This window comes from Pseudomonas sp. McL0111 (assembly GCF_052567255.1).
Genome location: NZ_CP199585.1, coordinates 641,923 through 656,973, shown reverse-complemented (window position 1 = coordinate 656,973; position 15,051 = coordinate 641,923). Strand labels below are relative to the sequence as shown.

The 15,051-nt window shown below is 58.0% G+C and carries 14 protein-coding genes; 10 read left to right on the top strand and 4 right to left on the bottom strand.

Going from position 1 to position 15,051, the window contains the following annotated elements; genetic code table 11:
- Nucleotides 1-55 precede the first annotated feature (55 nt).
- A complete protein-coding gene (locus tag ACTWLJ_RS03120) occupies nucleotides 56-1,750 on the bottom strand; it encodes a lactate permease LctP family transporter (RefSeq protein WP_445179823.1) in 1,695 nt (564 codons plus the stop codon).
- A 261-nt stretch (nucleotides 1,751-2,011) separates the two neighbouring features.
- Between ACTWLJ_RS03120 and ACTWLJ_RS03115 the strand changes: the two genes are divergently transcribed.
- Entirely contained in the window at nucleotides 2,012-2,779 is a 768-nt protein-coding gene (locus tag ACTWLJ_RS03115; protein WP_401221269.1) for an FCD domain-containing protein, read from the top strand.
- Nucleotides 2,780-2,902: 123 nt separating this feature from the next.
- Here the strand turns inward: ACTWLJ_RS03115 and smpB are convergent, their stop codons facing one another.
- A complete protein-coding gene (gene smpB / locus ACTWLJ_RS03110) occupies nucleotides 2,903-3,385 on the bottom strand; it encodes an SsrA-binding protein SmpB (RefSeq protein WP_007915208.1) in 483 nt (160 codons plus the stop codon).
- A 119-nt stretch (nucleotides 3,386-3,504) separates the two neighbouring features.
- Between smpB and ACTWLJ_RS03105 the strand changes: the two genes are divergently transcribed.
- From ACTWLJ_RS03105 to ACTWLJ_RS03095, 3 genes are read left to right on the top strand one after another with little or no spacing between them, the layout of a single operon-like run.
- On the top strand, nucleotides 3,505-4,908 hold the full coding sequence (locus ACTWLJ_RS03105; RefSeq protein ID WP_445179822.1) for a sodium-dependent transporter: 1,404 nt from the start codon (nucleotides 3,505-3,507) through the stop codon (nucleotides 4,906-4,908).
- A 7-nt stretch (nucleotides 4,909-4,915) separates the two neighbouring features.
- A complete protein-coding gene (locus ACTWLJ_RS03100; protein WP_401221264.1) occupies nucleotides 4,916-5,350 on the top strand; it encodes a type II toxin-antitoxin system RatA family toxin in 435 nt (144 codons plus the stop codon).
- Entirely contained in the window at nucleotides 5,343-5,657 is a 315-nt protein-coding gene (locus tag ACTWLJ_RS03095) for an RnfH family protein (protein WP_445179821.1), read from the top strand. The genes ACTWLJ_RS03100 and ACTWLJ_RS03095 overlap by 8 nt, the downstream gene beginning before the upstream one ends.
- Before the next feature lie 60 nt (nucleotides 5,658-5,717).
- Here the strand turns inward: ACTWLJ_RS03095 and ACTWLJ_RS03090 are convergent, their stop codons facing one another.
- Nucleotides 5,718-6,245: an outer membrane protein assembly factor BamE gene (locus tag ACTWLJ_RS03090; protein WP_445179820.1), complete on the bottom strand. Its 528-nt coding sequence runs from the start codon at nucleotides 6,243-6,245 to the stop codon at nucleotides 5,718-5,720.
- Nucleotides 6,246-6,342: 97 nt separating this feature from the next.
- On the opposite strand from ACTWLJ_RS03090, the gene fur reads away from it, so the two are divergent.
- Nucleotides 6,343-6,747 (top strand): ferric iron uptake transcriptional regulator, encoded by a 405-nt coding sequence (gene fur, locus ACTWLJ_RS03085; RefSeq protein WP_003221515.1) that lies wholly within the window; start codon nucleotides 6,343-6,345, stop codon nucleotides 6,745-6,747.
- Nucleotides 6,748-6,822: 75 nt separating this feature from the next.
- Here the strand turns inward: fur and recN are convergent, their stop codons facing one another.
- Nucleotides 6,823-8,496 carry a DNA repair protein RecN gene (gene recN, locus ACTWLJ_RS03080; RefSeq protein ID WP_445179819.1) on the bottom strand — a complete coding sequence of 558 codons (1,674 nt, stop codon included), beginning with the start codon at nucleotides 8,494-8,496 and terminating at the stop codon, nucleotides 6,823-6,825.
- Between the two features lie 240 nt (nucleotides 8,497-8,736).
- Between recN and grpE the strand changes: the two genes are divergently transcribed.
- The 5 genes from grpE to carA all read left to right on the top strand — a co-directional run bounded on the left by grpE (nucleotide 8,737) and on the right by carA (nucleotide 14,954).
- Nucleotides 8,737-9,303 (top strand): nucleotide exchange factor GrpE, encoded by a 567-nt coding sequence (gene grpE / locus ACTWLJ_RS03075; protein ID WP_445179818.1) that lies wholly within the window; start codon nucleotides 8,737-8,739, stop codon nucleotides 9,301-9,303.
- A gap of 102 nt (nucleotides 9,304-9,405) precedes the next feature.
- Nucleotides 9,406-11,322, top strand: a complete 1,917-nt coding sequence (gene dnaK, locus ACTWLJ_RS03070) for a molecular chaperone DnaK (RefSeq protein ID WP_445179817.1) — start codon at nucleotides 9,406-9,408, stop codon at nucleotides 11,320-11,322.
- A gap of 297 nt (nucleotides 11,323-11,619) precedes the next feature.
- A complete protein-coding gene (gene dnaJ, locus ACTWLJ_RS03065; protein ID WP_401221244.1) occupies nucleotides 11,620-12,744 on the top strand; it encodes a molecular chaperone DnaJ in 1,125 nt (374 codons plus the stop codon).
- 9 nt (nucleotides 12,745-12,753) lie between these two features.
- Nucleotides 12,754-13,560: a 4-hydroxy-tetrahydrodipicolinate reductase gene (gene dapB / locus ACTWLJ_RS03060; protein WP_401221242.1), complete on the top strand. Its 807-nt coding sequence runs from the start codon at nucleotides 12,754-12,756 to the stop codon at nucleotides 13,558-13,560.
- A 257-nt stretch (nucleotides 13,561-13,817) separates the two neighbouring features.
- Nucleotides 13,818-14,954, top strand: coding sequence for a glutamine-hydrolyzing carbamoyl-phosphate synthase small subunit (gene carA / locus ACTWLJ_RS03055; RefSeq protein ID WP_445179816.1), 1,137 nt, complete (start codon nucleotides 13,818-13,820; stop codon nucleotides 14,952-14,954).
- Nucleotides 14,955-15,051 lie beyond the last annotated feature (97 nt).

Here is a 15,051-nt window from a genome sequence, read left to right as displayed (position 1 = left end):
GGAATCACGAACCGGCGTCGGTTATTTCCATGTTGCTTGTAGGCTTCTTGTCGGTTTAGTGCACGAGCATTCCGGTGAACCAGTAGGCCTGGGCCAAAGTGATCAGACCGACAATCGTTGCAAAGAATAGGCTGTGCTTGAGAGTGAAGCGGAACAGATCCGATTCCTTGCCCACCAGCCCGGTCGCCGCGCAGGCCACGGCAATCGACTGTGGCGAAATCATCTTGCCGGTCACACCGCCGCTGGTATTGGCGGCTACCAGCAAGATGTCATTGACGCCGATCTGGTGTGCGGTGGTCGCTTGCAGCGAACTGAACAGTGCGTTGGACGAAGTATCGGAACCGGTGAGGAACACGCCCAGCCAGCCGAGGAACGGCGAGAAGAACGGGAATGCCGCGCCAGTTGCGGCCAATACCAGGGCCATGGTCGAAGACATGCCCGAATAGTTGGTGACGAAAGCGAACGCCAACACCATGCCAATCGACAGAATTGGCCAGCGCAGTTCGTAGAAGGTCTCTTTCAAAGTGGTAAGACCAGTTTTGAAATTGATCTTCAGCACCAGCATCGAGATCAGTGCGGAGAAGAAAATCGCCGTGCCGGTCGCGGAAATCGGGTCGAGTTTGAACACCGCTGGAATCGCCGTCGGGATGGCGACGATCGGGGCGGTCTTGATCACTAATTGATCAAGGTGCGGAATCGCAAAGTTGAATACCCAGGCGTACATCGAGCCGCCAGCGGCGAACATCGCCTTGAAGGGCTTGAGGGTCCAGATGGTCACCAGTACGGTGAGGATCAGGAACGGCGACCAGGCTTTGAAAATTTCCCCGAGGCTGTAAGGCGAAGCTACGGTTGTGCGCTTCTGGCCGAAACCGCCGACGCTGGCGGTAATCGCTGCGCTCGACGTGGCGCCAGCGATTTGCGCGCCTGCGGTGCGTTTTGGCTGCCAGATTTTCAGGAACAGGGTCAGCGAGATCAGGCTCGCCAAGGCCGAGGTGATGTCCGGCAGTTCCGGGCCGATGAAGTTCGAGGTGAAGTACTGAGTCACGGCGAAGCTCAGGCCGGCAACCAGCGCCGCTGGCCAGGTTTCACGCACGCCGCGCATCCCGTCCATCATGAACACCAGCCAGAACGGCACGAACAGCGACAGCAGCGGCAGTTGGCGGCCGGTCATGGCGCCGATCTTGAACGCGTCGATGCCGGTGACTTGCCCGGCGACGATGATTGGAATCCCCAGTGCGCCGAACGCTACCGGGGCGGTGTTGGCAATCAGGCACAGGCCTGCGGCGTACAGCGGGTTGAAACCGAGGCCCACAAGGAGTGCGGCGGTAATCGCCACTGGCGCGCCGAATCCGGCGGCACCTTCGAGAAACGCACCGAAGCAGAAGCCGATCAGTAGCACTTGCAGGCGCTGGTCGTCAGTGATCGAGAGTACCGAGCTGCGAATGACCTCGAACTGACCGCTCTTGACCGTCAGTTTGTAGAGGAACACCGCCGCGACAATGATCCAGGCAATCGGCCACAGACCATAAGCGAAGCCATATCCGGCAGCGGCGAAGGCCATATCGACCGGCATCTGGAAGGCAAAGATTGCGACGAGAATTGCTAGAACCAGCGTGATGCTGCCGGCCACGTGGCCTTTGAGGCGGAACACTGCTAATGCGAGAAAAAAGAACACGATGGGTATGACGGCCGCGAGTGCGGAGACGCCGAGACTGCCGAGCGGGCTGTAGAGCTGTTGCCAGGTTTGCATATGGGGTGGCCCCTAATTGTTGTTGGTCAGGCACTGTCAGCGTTCTTGGTTAATTGGTAATACCAATTTACAATCGCTGTTGGCTAGGGTAAAAGCCTTGATGTCGGTGTGTCAATTTGTCGCCCTGAAACTTTTGTCGAATAAGCGGCGCAGATGACATCTGATCTGGTCGAACAAGTGCTGTCTGACAGGTGCCGGCACGGCGCCAATAGGCCAGAATAGAGAGCCCGGCGAGCGGTCGGGATCGTGGAGAAATGAGTTATGGGCTTTGATCAGATTCGTCAGCGCCGTTTGTCTGACGATATTGTCGAGCGACTTGAGGGGATGATCCTTGAGGGCACGCTGAAGTCAGGGGAGCGCTTGCCGGCCGAGCGCGCTCTGGCCGAACAGTTCGGCGTATCGCGCCCGTCGTTGCGTGAAGCGATCCAGAAACTGGCGGCCAAAGGTCTGCTGGTCAGTCGTCAGGGCGGCGGCAACTATGTGGTGGAAACCCTGGGTTCGACTTTCAGCGATCCTTTGCTGCATTTGCTCGAGAGCAATCCGGAGGCGCAGCGCGATCTGCTGGAATTTCGGCATACCCTGGAGGCATCGTGTGCCTATTACGCAGCATTGCGCGCCACGGATGTTGATCGCGAGCGGCTGACCGCAGCGTTCGAAGAGTTGCAGGACTGCTATTCGCGCCACGACGAAGTGAGCCGGACGGAAGAGGGCGCGGCGGATGCGAAATTTCACTTGGCGATTGCCGAGGCCAGTCATAACGCGGTGCTACTGCATACCATTCGCGGGCTGTTCGATTTGCTCAAGCGCAACGTCGTGACCAACATCGGCGGCATGTACAAGCAGCGCACGGAAACCCGCGACATGCTGATTACCCAGCATCGGGAGTTGTATCTGGCGATTATTGAAGGACGTGCGGAGCAGGCGCGGGAGGTTTCCAGTCGGCACATTCTGTATGTGCAGGAAGTGCTGGAAGAGGTGCGCCAGGAAGTTCAGCGCATGGCTCGGGCGGAGCGGCGCAAGGGTATGTGATTTTTGAGCTTGAATCTGCGTTGTCTATTCGAACGCCATCGCTGGCAGGCCAGCTCCCACATTTGAAATGTATTCCAGCATGGGAACTGGCCTTTCAGCGATGTTTCTCAGGTGCGCAAGACGTCAGTCTTCCTTGCCCTTGTTGCGCACAGCACGCTGCAATTCACGACCGGCGTCGCGTTCGCGTTCGGTGTCGCGCTTGTCGTATTCCTTCTTGCCCTTGCCCAGAGCAATCTCGCACTTGACCATGTGCTTGCTCCAGTACCAGGACAGGCATACGCAGGCGTAACCCTTTTGCTGTACAGCGGCGGCGAGCTTTTCCAGCTCGCGGCGGTTGAGCAGCAACTTGCGGGTACGCACCGGGTCGGCGATGACGTGGGTGCTTGCGGTCATCAGTGGCGTAATGTGGCTGCCGAGCAACCACGCTTCGCCATCCTTGAGCAGCACGTAACTGTCGACCAGTTGCAGCTTGCTCGCCCGCAGACTTTTTACTTCCCAGCCGGCCAGGACCAGACCAGCCTCGAACTTATGCTCGATGAAGTAATCGTGTCGCGCCTTTTTGTTCTGCGCGATGGTCCCTGTTGGGTGTTTCTTCTGTTTAGCCATAGGGGCGGCATTATATGGAGATAAATGGTTGTCGGCTACGGTGATGCTGCGTGCTTGAGCACGTTGAGTGAATCCCGGACAATGCGGCCTCTTTTTCTAACGCTTGGGCGTGATAAACGATGTCGACAGACAAGGTTTCTGTCCACGGCAGTTGGGCTAGCCGCTGGGTGTTCATACTCGCCGCGACCGGTTCGGCCGTGGGATTGGGCAGCATTTGGAAATTCCCGTACATGGTCGGGGTCTACGGCGGCGGCGCCTTTGTGCTGATGTTTCTGGTGTGCATCGCCCTGATCGGAGTTCCGGTGATGCTCGCTGAAACCCTGATCGGCCGTCGCGCCCGACAGAGTCCGGCCAACGCCCTGAAGGCGCTGGCGCAGGAAGCAGGGCACTCGACCAAATGGTCGTGGGGCGCATTTGCCGGGATGATCACGGCTCTGCTGATCCTGTCTTTCTATAGTGTGGTCGGCGGCTGGTCGCTGGATTACATCATTGATATGGGGCGTGGCGACTTCCAGGGCGTGACTGCGGATCAGGTCGGCGCTTACTTCGGTAACGTCATTGCCGACCCTTGGCGCCTGACACTTTGGCACACTATTTTCATGCTGCTGTCGGCCATCGTGATCGCCAAAGGCGTGGTCGCGGGGCTTGAACGCAGCTTGCGGATCATGATGCCGCTGCTGTTCGTGATGATTCTGGTGTTGCTGGGCTACAGCATGACCACCGGACATTTCATGGAAGGCGTGCATTTCATGTTCGACTTCCATCCGGAAAAAGTCCTCGACGGCTTGCTGCCCGCCATGGGGCACGCGTTCTTCTCGCTGAGCGTGGGCGTCGGCTCGATCATGATCTACGGCGCCTACATGCCGAAAGGTTCGTCGCTGTCCGGCACCGTTGTTGGCGTCGCGCTGCTGGATACCTTCGTCTCGCTGGTGGCCGGTCTGGCATTGTTTCCGATTGTGTTTGCAGCGGGTTTGAACCCGAGCGAAGGCCCGGGCCTGATGTTCGTCAGTCTGCCATTTGCCTTTGGTAATGTGGCATTCGGTCAGTTGATGGGCGTGGTGTTCTTCGTGCTGGTGGCGGTTGCGGCATGGAGTTCGGCGATTTCCTTGCTGGAACCGATGGTGGCTTATCTGGTTGAGCGCACGAAAATCAGCCGTGCCTGGGTCACCTTCTGGCTGGCATTCAGTTGCTGGTTCGTGGGTTTGGGCACCGTGTTTTCCTTCAATATCTGGAAGCAGGCGAAATTTTTCGTGAACGAAGGCGGCTCGTTCCATCTCTACCAATGGGGTGCGGCGAGCGGTCTCGACTTCTTTGGCGTGATCGATTTCTTCACCTCGCGGATCATGTTGCCGCTCGGTGGGCTGTGTTTTGTATTGTTTGCCGGTTGGGTGATGGGGCGTGAAGCGGTGCGCGACGAACTGTCGATCCGCAATCCGGCGCTGTTTGCCCTGTCTCTGTTCTTGATGCGCTACGTGGCGCCTATCGGCATTCTTGTAGTGTTTGCCGCTCAGCTCTGGAAGTAACGCTTACATGACGACACATATTCAACGCTCGGCGCTGCTGCCTTATCCGGCGCAGTTGCTCTACGACCTAGTCAACGACGTGGCGCGTTATCCGGAGTTCCTGCCGTGGTGTTCGGCGGCGGAGGTGCTGGAAAGCTCGCCCGAGTTCATGCGGGCCAGCGTTGGCGTGGCCAAGGGCGGCCTCAGTCAGCACTTCGTCACGCGCAATACGCTGGTGCCGGGGCAGTCCATCGAGATGAATCTGGAAGAAGGCCCCTTCACCCAGTTGCATGGCATTTGGGTGTTCAAGGCGCTGAACGAAAAAGCCTGCAAGATAAGTCTGGATCTGTCTTTCGATTACGCCGGGCCGCTGGTTCGGGCGACGCTCGGGCCTTTGTTCAATCAGGCCGCCAATACGCTGGTGGACGCGTTCTGTCAGCGTGCGAAGCAAATAAGTGGCTGAGCCGGTGATCGAGATTGAGGTGGTGTATGCCGCCGTGGATCGTCAGGTTTTGCGCACGGCCAGTGTGGCTGAGGGCCTGAGCGTCCGTGCGGCGCTGCTCGAATCCGGCATCGAGGCCGAGTTTCCTGAGCTGGATCTGGCGAGTTGCCCGCTGGGGATCTTCGGCAAGGTGGTCGCCGATCCCGAAGTTCGTGTGATTCAAGCCGGGGAGCGGATTGAAATCTACCGCCCGCTGCTGGCCGACCCGAAAGAAGTTCGACGCTTGCGAGCGGCCAAGGCTGCCGAGGCCAAGGCGCGTAATCAGTAAGCGGCTAAACAGCAGGCAATAAAAAACCCGGGATTTCCGGGTTTTTTATTGCCTCGCGAATTACTGCGGCGAGGTGTCCAGCGGTTCTGGTGTTGGAACCGGAACGGTTTCTACGCCGTCCACGTCTTTCTGGATCTGATCCAGCAAAGAACCTGGCTTGGCCGGTTTTTCCGGTTTTGGCTTCTCGGTGTTTTCAACAGGAGCGGTCACGTTAGTGCCACTGTCCTTGCCGAGAATGGCTTCGTCACGGCTCACACCGGGCATGAAGTCGCCCGACAGGCTGACAAGCTGGTCGTTGGAGTTAAAGATAACGCTGACGCGTTCCTGTTGGCGTTCACCGCCACCGGGTTGCAGGCTGTACAGATAATCCCAGCGATTGGCATGGAACGTGTCGGTCAGCAGAGGGTTGCCCATGATAAACCGTACTTGCGGCCGGGTCATTCCCGGGCGTAACTGGTCTATCATGTCCTGCGTGACGACATTGCCCTGCTGGATGTCGATTTTGTAAACCCCGGGGAATGAACAACCGGCGAGTGCGAGCAGTCCCACAAAGGTGAAACTGGTTAGCAAGAGCTTGGTGTTTTGCATCGGTGGGCGACTTCCACTATCTTGGCTGGGACAACGTAAACGCCGATCATACCCGTATTAAGAGAAGCTGCGAAGCAGCATCGCGAGAAAGCTGACCATGGTTGAAAATAGCGAACTACGCAAAGCCGGCCTCAAAGTGACCCTGCCACGGGTCAAGATCCTGCAAATGCTCGACTCCACCGAGCAGCGTCACATGAGTGCCGAGGACGTCTACAAGGCGTTGATGGAAGCTGGTGAGGATGTCGGTCTGGCCACGGTTTACCGTGTTCTGACCCAGTTCGAAGCAGCTGGCCTCGTGGTCCGTCATAACTTCGACGGTGGCCATGCGGTATTCGAACTAGCCGATGGTGGCCACCACGACCATATGGTCAACGTGGAAACCGGTGAGGTTGTCGAATTCGTCAGCCCGGAAATCGAAAAGCTCCAGAAGGCAATTGCCGAAGAGCACGGTGTCGACCTGGTTGATCACAACCTGGTGCTGTACGTACGCAAGAAAAAGTAAGCATGTCGCGCGAATTTCACATTCGCGAAACGAACGAAGGCGACCCAAGGGTCGCCTTCGTGCTTTCTGCCGTCCTTAAACTTTCGCGGTAACCACCATTTTTTTCGCGTGCGCCAAGGACTCCTTGGTCAAGTCGATGCCGCCGAGCATTCGCGCCACTTCTTCTATACGGTCGTTTTTGCTCAGTTTGGAAACGGCAGTGTGGGTTGCCTCTTCACCACGCACCTTGTGTACGAACAGATGCTGATGCCCTTGCGCCGCTACTTGTGGCAAGTGTGTAACGGTCAGGACCTGCCCGCGTTCACCCAGGCGGCGCAACAACTGGCCGACAATCTCGGCAGTCGGCCCGCCAATCCCCACGTCCACTTCGTCGAATACCAGCGTCGGTACGCGAGAGGTCTGCGCGGTGATCACCTGAATCGCCAGGCTGATCCGTGACAGCTCACCACCGGAGGCGACTTTTGCCAACGCCTTGAGTGGCTGGCCCGGGTTGGCGCTGACCAGCAATTCGACCTGTTCGAGGCCGTTGGGCAGCAGTTCTTTACTGGTGTTGGGGAGCAACTCAATAGTGAAGCGCCCGCCCGGCATGCCGAGGCGCTGAATCTCTTGTTCCACCGCACTCGCCAGACTGCCAGCGGCCTGATGGCGCAAATCGCTCAGCTCGCGGGCCTTCTCTTGATAATGGCGGGCATACGAGGCCAGCTCTTCGCCCAGGCGTTCGATGGATTCGTCATTGGCGTTGAGGGTTTCGATTTCATCCAGCAGCTTCTGCTGCATCTCGGCAACTTCGGTCGGTTGAATCCGGTGTTTGCGCGCCATGGTGTAGATGGCGTCGAGCCGTTCTTCCAGATATTGCAGGCGCGCAGGATCAGCATCGAAGTTATCGAGGAAGCGATTGAGTTCGCCGACGGCCTCTTCAACCTGAATCTGTGCGCTGGTCAACAGGCTGCTAGCTTCGCCCAGAGCACCAATCGAATTGTTCACGCTGGAGAGGCGGTTGAGGCTGGCGGTCAGCGCGTTCAGGACATTGCCTGAATCACTTTCGCTGCACTGCTCGACTACCTGTCGGCAAATGCCGAGCAAGGTTTCGGCGTTGGTCAGGTTTTTGTGTTCCTGCTCCAGTTGCTCAAGTTCGTTTTCGCCGAGATTGAGATTTTCCAGTTCTTCCAGTTGATAGCTGAGCAACTGGTGGCGAGCGCGTTGTTCGTCGCCGGAATTGGAGAGGCGCTCCAGTTCCTGGCGGGTCTGGCGCCAGCGTTGGGCAGCAAGTTGCACTTGGCGGGCCAGATCGGTGGCGCCGGCATACTCGTCGAGCAGGCGTCGATGGGTATCGGGCTTCAGCAGGGATTGGTGTTCGTGCTGGCTGTGGATGTCGATCAACAGTTCGCCAAGGGCCTTGAGATCACCAAGCGGGCAGGGCGTGCCGTTGATGTAGCCGCGCGAGCGTCCTTCTGCGGTGATGACCCGGCGCAGGATGCACGGGCCATCGTTTTCGAGGTCGCGCTCGGCCAGCCAGACGCTGGCTTCGGGGATGTCAGCCAGATCGAAGGTCGCGAGAATATCGGCCTTGTCGGCGCCCGGGCGAACCACGCCGCTGTCGGCGCGATCCCCCAGGGTCAGGCCCAGGGCGTCGAGCATGATCGACTTGCCGGCGCCGGTTTCCCCTGTGATCACGCTCATCCCGCGATCAAGTTCGAGATCGAGATGTTCAACGATGGCGTAGTTATGTACGGACAGGTGCACCAGCATAAAGGCCGCTCCCAGGCTTTAGGTCTGGTTATTTATACAGTGTTTTGTTCGAGGCTGACAATCCTTGGCGTTAGCTTGATTTGCTTGGATCAAATCAGCCTTTAGCGCATCCAGGAATGACAAAGCAGCACTTTTTTGTAGGGGTAATCGTTGCAGGCCCTTGAAGCCTGATTTTGCGGCCCCATATATCGGGACAGAAGCGCGAGTCAGGCTCGCGGACGATATTGAAAGGAGAATTCTATGGCTGACGAACAGACAGTAGATACGCAAAACCCAGAAGCCAATCAGGCATCCGATGGTTCGGGTGATGACCTGGCGACCCGTGTACAAGTGCTCGAAGAGCAATTGGCCGCCGCGCAGGATCAGTCTCTGCGTGTAGCTGCCGATCTGCAGAACGTCCGTCGCCGTGCCGAACAGGACGTCGAGAAGGCTCACAAGTTTGCGCTGGAAAAATTTGCCAGCGACCTGCTGCCGATCGTCGACAGCCTGGAGCGCGGTCTCGAACTGTCGAACCCGGACGACGAAAGCATCCGTCCGATGCGCGAAGGTATCGAGCTGACCCTGAAAATGTTCCAGGACACCCTCAAGCGTTATCAGCTTGAAGCGATCGATCCGCATGGCGAACCGTTCAACGCCGTTCACCATCAGGCGATGGCCATGCAGGAAAGCGCTGACGTCGAGCCGAACAGCGTTTTGAAGGTGTTCCAGAAGGGCTATCAGCTCAATGGTCGCTTGCTGCGCCCGGCAATGGTCGTGGTCAGCAAGGCGCCTGCGCCGGTTTCGCCTTCGATTGACGAACAGGCTTGAAATCCGCCGCAAGGCCCCCATTTATAAGTCAAGCGTTTAAGTGCTACCGCAGTTAGCCACCACTGCTGCGGCAACCAAATCCAAAGTTTCGGGAGAGTTAACATGGGCAAAATTATCGGTATCGACCTGGGGACTACCAACTCCTGCGTCTCCGTGCTGGAAAACGGCAAAGCAAAAGTTATTGAAAACGCTGAAGGCGCGCGTACCACGCCGTCTATCATCGCTTACGCCAACGATGGCGAAATTCTGGTCGGCCAGTCCGCCAAGCGTCAGGCAGTGACCAATCCGCACAACACCCTGTACGCGGTGAAGCGTCTGATCGGTCGTCGTTTTGACGAAGAAGTTGTACAGAAAGACATCCAGATGGTCCCTTACAAGATCGTCAAGGCTGACAACAACGACGCCTGGGTTGAAGTGAACGGCCAGAAAATGTCGCCGCCACAAATCTCGGCTGAAATTCTGAAGAAAATGAAGAAGACCGCCGAAGACTACCTCGGCGAGCCAGTGACCGAAGCGGTAATCACCGTTCCGGCCTACTTCAACGACAGCCAGCGTCAGGCGACCAAAGACGCCGGCCGCATCGCCGGTCTGGACGTTAAACGTATCATCAACGAACCAACCGCAGCCGCTCTGGCTTACGGTATGGACAAGGCCAAGGGCGATCACACCGTGATCGTTTACGATCTGGGTGGCGGTACTTTCGACGTCTCCGTGATCGAAATCGCTGAAGTTGACGGCGAGCACCAGTTCGAAGTGTTGGCCACCAACGGCGACACGTTCCTGGGCGGTGAAGACTTTGACATTCGTCTGATCGACTACCTCGTTGACGAATTCAAGAAAGAAAGCGGCATGAACCTGAAAGGTGATCCGCTGGCCATGCAGCGCCTGAAAGAGGCCGCTGAAAAAGCCAAGATCGAACTGTCTTCGAGCAATTCGACCGACGTGAACCTGCCGTACATCACTGCAGACGCCACCGGTCCTAAGCACCTGAACGTGAAAATTTCGCGTGCCAAGCTTGAAGCACTGGTTGAAGACCTGGTTCAGCGCACCATCGAGCCTTGCCGCATTGCGATGAAAGACGCTGGTCTGGACGTTGGCGCGATCAACGACGTGATCCTGGTCGGCGGTCAGACTCGTATGCCGCTGGTGCAGAAGCTGGTTACCGATTTCTTCGGTAAAGAAGCTCGTAAAGACGTGAACCCGGACGAAGCTGTCGCCATGGGTGCTGCAATCCAGGGCGCTGTGCTGGCTGGTGACGTGAAAGACGTTCTGCTGCTCGACGTCAGCCCGCTGACTCTGGGTATCGAAACCATGGGTGGCGTGATGACCGCGCTGATCGAGAAAAACACCACGATTCCTACCAAGAAATCGCAAGTGTTCTCGACTGCCGATGACAATCAGGGCGCAGTGACCATTCACGTTCTGCAGGGCGAGCGTAAGCAAGCCACACAGAACAAGTCCCTGGGCAAGTTCGACCTGGCCGACATTCCACCTGCTCCACGTGGTGTGCCGCAGATCGAAGTGACCTTCGATATCGACGCCAACGGCATCTTGCACGTCGGCGCGAAAGACAAGGCTACCGGCAAGACTCAGTCGATCGTGATCAAGGCTAACTCGGGTCTGTCCGAGGAAGAAATTCAGCAGATGATTCGCGATGCTGAAACCAACGCCGACGCAGACCGTCAGTTCGAAGAGCTGGCCGCCGCCCGTAACCAGGGCGACGCACTGGTTCACTCGACGCGCAAAATGATCGTCGATGCTGGCGATAAAGTGACCGCGGAAGAGAAGACTGCGATCGAAGCTGCTGTGGTTGCCCTGGAAGCCGCTGTTAAAGGCGACGACAAGGCTGCCATTGAAGCGAAAGTCGAAGAGCTGTCGAAACTCTCGGCGCCGGTTGCCCAGAAGATGTACGCCGAACAGGCTCAGCCTGCTGAAGGCGCGGCACCGCACGACGAGAAAGCGGAAAAGGCTGACGATGTTGTCGATGCCGAGTTCGAAGAAGTCAAAGACCACAAGTAAGTTGTTGGTCGGCCGGTTGACTGCCTTTAGGCAGTGACTGGTAGGATGTCGCCGCGCGGGAGCTTGCTCCCGCGTTGGCGTATCTGGAATACGCGAATTTTTACAGCATGCGACAAGCTTCGGATGCTGCTGGTATGGCCGGGAATGCTCCTGCTTTTCGCGCCGCAAGTACCAAATGAAACAAAGACCAGGATCGTTGAATTGACGTGAGTTGGGTCCGGGCCTGTATTGGGGCTCAACGAGTTTGGCCATCCTCAGGAGGGGTTTGCCGAACGTCCTCAAGAGTGCAGAAGACTTATGGCAAAGCGTGACTATTACGAAGTGTTGGGTGTTGAGCGTGGCTCAAGCGATGCAGACCTGAAAAAGGCCTATCGCCGTCTGGCCATGAAGCATCACCCGGACCGTAATCCCGATGACAAAGCATCGGAAGAGATGTTCAAGGAGGCCAACGAGGCCTACGAAGTGCTGTCCGATTCGAGCAAGCGCGCAGCGTATGACCAATATGGTCATGCCGGCGTCGATCCGAGCATGGGTGGCGGTGGTGCCGGTTTCGGCGGTCAGAACTTCTCCGATATTTTCGGCGATGTCTTCAGTGATTTCTTCGGCGGCGGTCGCGGCGGTTCCCGTGGCGGCGCTCAGCGTGGCAGCGACTTGCGCTACACCCTGGAGCTGAATCTGGAAGAAGCAGTTCGCGGCACCAGCGTGAATATCCGTGTGCCGACGCTGGTCAACTGCAAGCCATGCGATGGTTCGGGTGCCAAGAAAGGCTCCTCGCCTTCGACGTGCCCGACTTGCGGCGGTATCGGTCAGGTACGCATGCAGCAAGGCTTCTTCTCGGTGCAGCAGACCTGCCCGCGCTGCCATGGCCAAGGCAAGATCATTTCCGATCCGTGCGATTCCTGCCACGGTGACGGTCGCATCGAAGAGTACAAAACCCTGTCGGTCAAAGTACCGGCCGGCGTCGATACCGGCGACCGCATTCGTCTTTCCGGCGAAGGCGAAGCGGGTACGCAGGGCGGCCCGACTGGCGACCTGTACGTGGTCATCAATGTGCGCGAGCACGATATTTTCCAGCGCGACGGCAAGCATCTGTTCTGCGAAGTGCCAATCAGCTTCGTTGATGCGGCGCTCGGTGGCGAGCTGGAGATTCCGACCCTCGACGGTCGCGTCAAACTGAAAATCCCCGAAGGCACTCAGACCGGCAAGCAGTTCCGCGTGCGCGGTAAAGGCGTGGCGCCGGTGCGTGGCGGTGGTGCGGGCGATCTGATGTGCCGTGTTGCGGTCGAGACTCCGGTCAATCTGAATCGCCGCCAGCGTGAATTGCTGGAAGAGTTCCGCAGTTCTCTGGCGGATGACAACAGCCATTCCCCGAAAACCACCGGTTGGTTTGACGGTGTGAAGCGCTTCTTCGGCGATTTGTAAGGAGTCGGCATGCGACGTATTGCAGTGATGGGCGCCGCCGGGCGCATGGGCAAGATTCTGGTCGAGGCGGTGCAGCAACGCGCACCGTTGACCGGTTTGACGGCTGCCGTTGTGCGTCCGGGCAGTACGCTGATCGGTGTCGATGCTGGCGAGCTGGCTTCGCTGGGGCGCATCGGTGTACCGCTGTCCGGTCATCTGGAGTCGGTCGCGGAAGAGTTCGACGTGTTGATCGACTTCACGTTGCCGGAAGTCATGCTGAAAAATCTGGCGTTCTGCCGCAAGGCAGGCAAGGCCATGGTGATCGGCACGACCGGTCTGGATGCCGCGCAGAAGCAGTTGTTGGTCGAGGCCGGTAAGGATATTCCTATCGTGTTCGCTGCCAACTTCAGTGTCGGCGTCAACCTGTCGCTGAAGCTGCTCGACATGGCGGCACGCGTGTTGGGTGATGATGCGGATATCGAAATCATCGAAGCCCATCACCGCAACAAGATTGACGCGCCGTCAGGCACGGCGCTGCGCATGGGCGAAGTGATCGCCAGTGCGCTGGATCGTGATCTGCAAAAAGTCGCGGTCTATGGTCGAGAAGGTCATACCGGCGTGCGTGAGCGTGAAACCATTGGTTTCGCCACTGTGCGCGGTGGTGATGTGGTCGGTGATCACACCGTGCTGTTCGCCTGTGAAGGTGAGCGTCTGGAGATCACTCACAAAGCGTCCAGCCGCATGACTTTCGCCAAGGGTGCGGTGCGTGCCGCGCTGTGGCTGGATGGTCGTGAGGCGGGTCTTTACGACATGCAGGACGTGCTCGACCTGCGTTGATCGATAGTTGAACCCGGTGCAAACGCCCAGTTTGCGCCGGTTTTTCTCCGCTGCGCGACGGCCTGTCGCATTCTTCGCCCTTTCGGGCTCATTGGCGGTAGACCAAAAAAGCCTTTTTCTGTAAGCTACAGCTTTAGTGTGTCCACTAAAAGCGCGCAGAATAATTCAGTGAATGAGCGGGGTGACGTGTCCATACGTCACTCCGCTTTTTTACAACCTGCGATTGCCCCTTCATGCTTTATTTACGGGAGGTCTTCTTGACTAAGCCAGCCATACTCGCCCTTGCTGATGGCAGCATTTTTCGCGGCGAAGCCATTGGAGCCGACGGCCAGACCGTTGGAGAGGTGGTGTTCAACACCGCAATGACCGGCTATCAGGAAATCCTTACCGATCCTTCCTACGCCCAACAGATCGTTACCCTGACTTACCCGCACATCGGCAACACCGGCACCACGCCTGAAGATGCCGAGTCCGACCGCGTCTGGTCCGCTGGCCTGGTCATCCGTGACCTGCCGCTGGTAGCGAGCAACTGGCGTAACACGATGTCCCTGTCCGATTACTTGAAAGCCAACAATGTTGTGGCGATCGCCGGTATCGACACCCGCCGCCTGACCCGCATCCTGCGTGAAAAAGGCGCACAGAACGGCTGCATCATGGCCGGTGACAACATCTCCGAAGAAGCCGCGATTGCTGCTGCGCAGGGTTTCCCTGGCCTGAAAGGCATGGACCTGGCGAAAGTCGTCAGCACCACCAAGCAATACGAGTGGCGCTCGACTGTCTGGGATCTGAAAACCGACAGCCACGCGACCATCGAAGCCTCCGAGCTGCCATATCACGTGGTTGCCTACGACTACGGCGTCAAGGTCAACATCCTGCGCATGCTGGTCGAGCGCGGTTGCCGTGTCACCGTGGTGCCGGCACAAACCCCGGCTGCCGATGTTCTGGCACTGAAGCCGGACGGCGTGTTCCTGTCCAACGGTCCTGGTGATCCGGAGCCTTGCGACTACGCGATCAAGGCCATCAAGGAAGTGCTGGAAACCGAGATTCCGGTGTTCGGTATCTGCCTCGGTCACCAGCTGCTGGCTCTGGCCTCCGGCGCCAAAACCCTGAAAATGGGTCACGGCCACCACGGTGCCAACCACCCGGTGCAGGATCTGGACACAGGCGTCGTAATGATCACCAGCCAGAACCACGGTTTTGCGGTGGACGAAGCGACCTTGCCAGCCAACGTGCGGGCGATCCACAAATCGCTGTTCGACGGCACCCTGCAAGGCATCGAGCGTACCGACAAGAGCGCGTTCAGCTTCCAGGGTCACCCTGAAGCGAGCCCGGGCCCGAACGATGTGGCTCCACTGTTCGACCGCTTCATCAACGAGATGGCCAAGCGACGCTAAGCGTTCGCCTTGAGACTGTAGCGAGAAGCCCCTCGAGGGCGGCCCCGAATGCGGCGGCCCCCTCGAAGCTTCAGAAATCGATCAAGACGGCTTGCCG

Excerpts from the sequence above, each read along its gene's own strand:
- ACTWLJ_RS03120 (WP_445179823.1), bottom strand. The coding sequence starts at position 1,750 with ATGCAAACCTGGCAACAGCTCTACAGCCCGCTCGGCAGTCTCGGCGTC.
- ACTWLJ_RS03115 (WP_401221269.1), top strand. The coding sequence starts at position 2,012 with ATGGGCTTTGATCAGATTCGTCAGCGCCGTTTGTCTGACGATATTGTC.
- smpB (WP_007915208.1), bottom strand. The coding sequence starts at position 3,385 with ATGGCTAAACAGAAGAAACACCCAACAGGGACCATCGCGCAGAACAAA.
- ACTWLJ_RS03105 (WP_445179822.1), top strand. The coding sequence starts at position 3,505 with ATGTCGACAGACAAGGTTTCTGTCCACGGCAGTTGGGCTAGCCGCTGG.
- ACTWLJ_RS03100 (WP_401221264.1), top strand. The coding sequence starts at position 4,916 with ATGACGACACATATTCAACGCTCGGCGCTGCTGCCTTATCCGGCGCAG.
- ACTWLJ_RS03090 (WP_445179820.1), bottom strand. The coding sequence starts at position 6,245 with ATGCAAAACACCAAGCTCTTGCTAACCAGTTTCACCTTTGTGGGACTG.
- fur (WP_003221515.1), top strand. The coding sequence starts at position 6,343 with ATGGTTGAAAATAGCGAACTACGCAAAGCCGGCCTCAAAGTGACCCTG.
- recN (WP_445179819.1), bottom strand. The coding sequence starts at position 8,496 with ATGCTGGTGCACCTGTCCGTACATAACTACGCCATCGTTGAACATCTC.
- grpE (WP_445179818.1), top strand. The coding sequence starts at position 8,737 with ATGGCTGACGAACAGACAGTAGATACGCAAAACCCAGAAGCCAATCAG.
- dnaK (WP_445179817.1), top strand. The coding sequence starts at position 9,406 with ATGGGCAAAATTATCGGTATCGACCTGGGGACTACCAACTCCTGCGTC.
- dnaJ (WP_401221244.1), top strand. The coding sequence starts at position 11,620 with ATGGCAAAGCGTGACTATTACGAAGTGTTGGGTGTTGAGCGTGGCTCA.
- dapB (WP_401221242.1), top strand. The coding sequence starts at position 12,754 with ATGCGACGTATTGCAGTGATGGGCGCCGCCGGGCGCATGGGCAAGATT.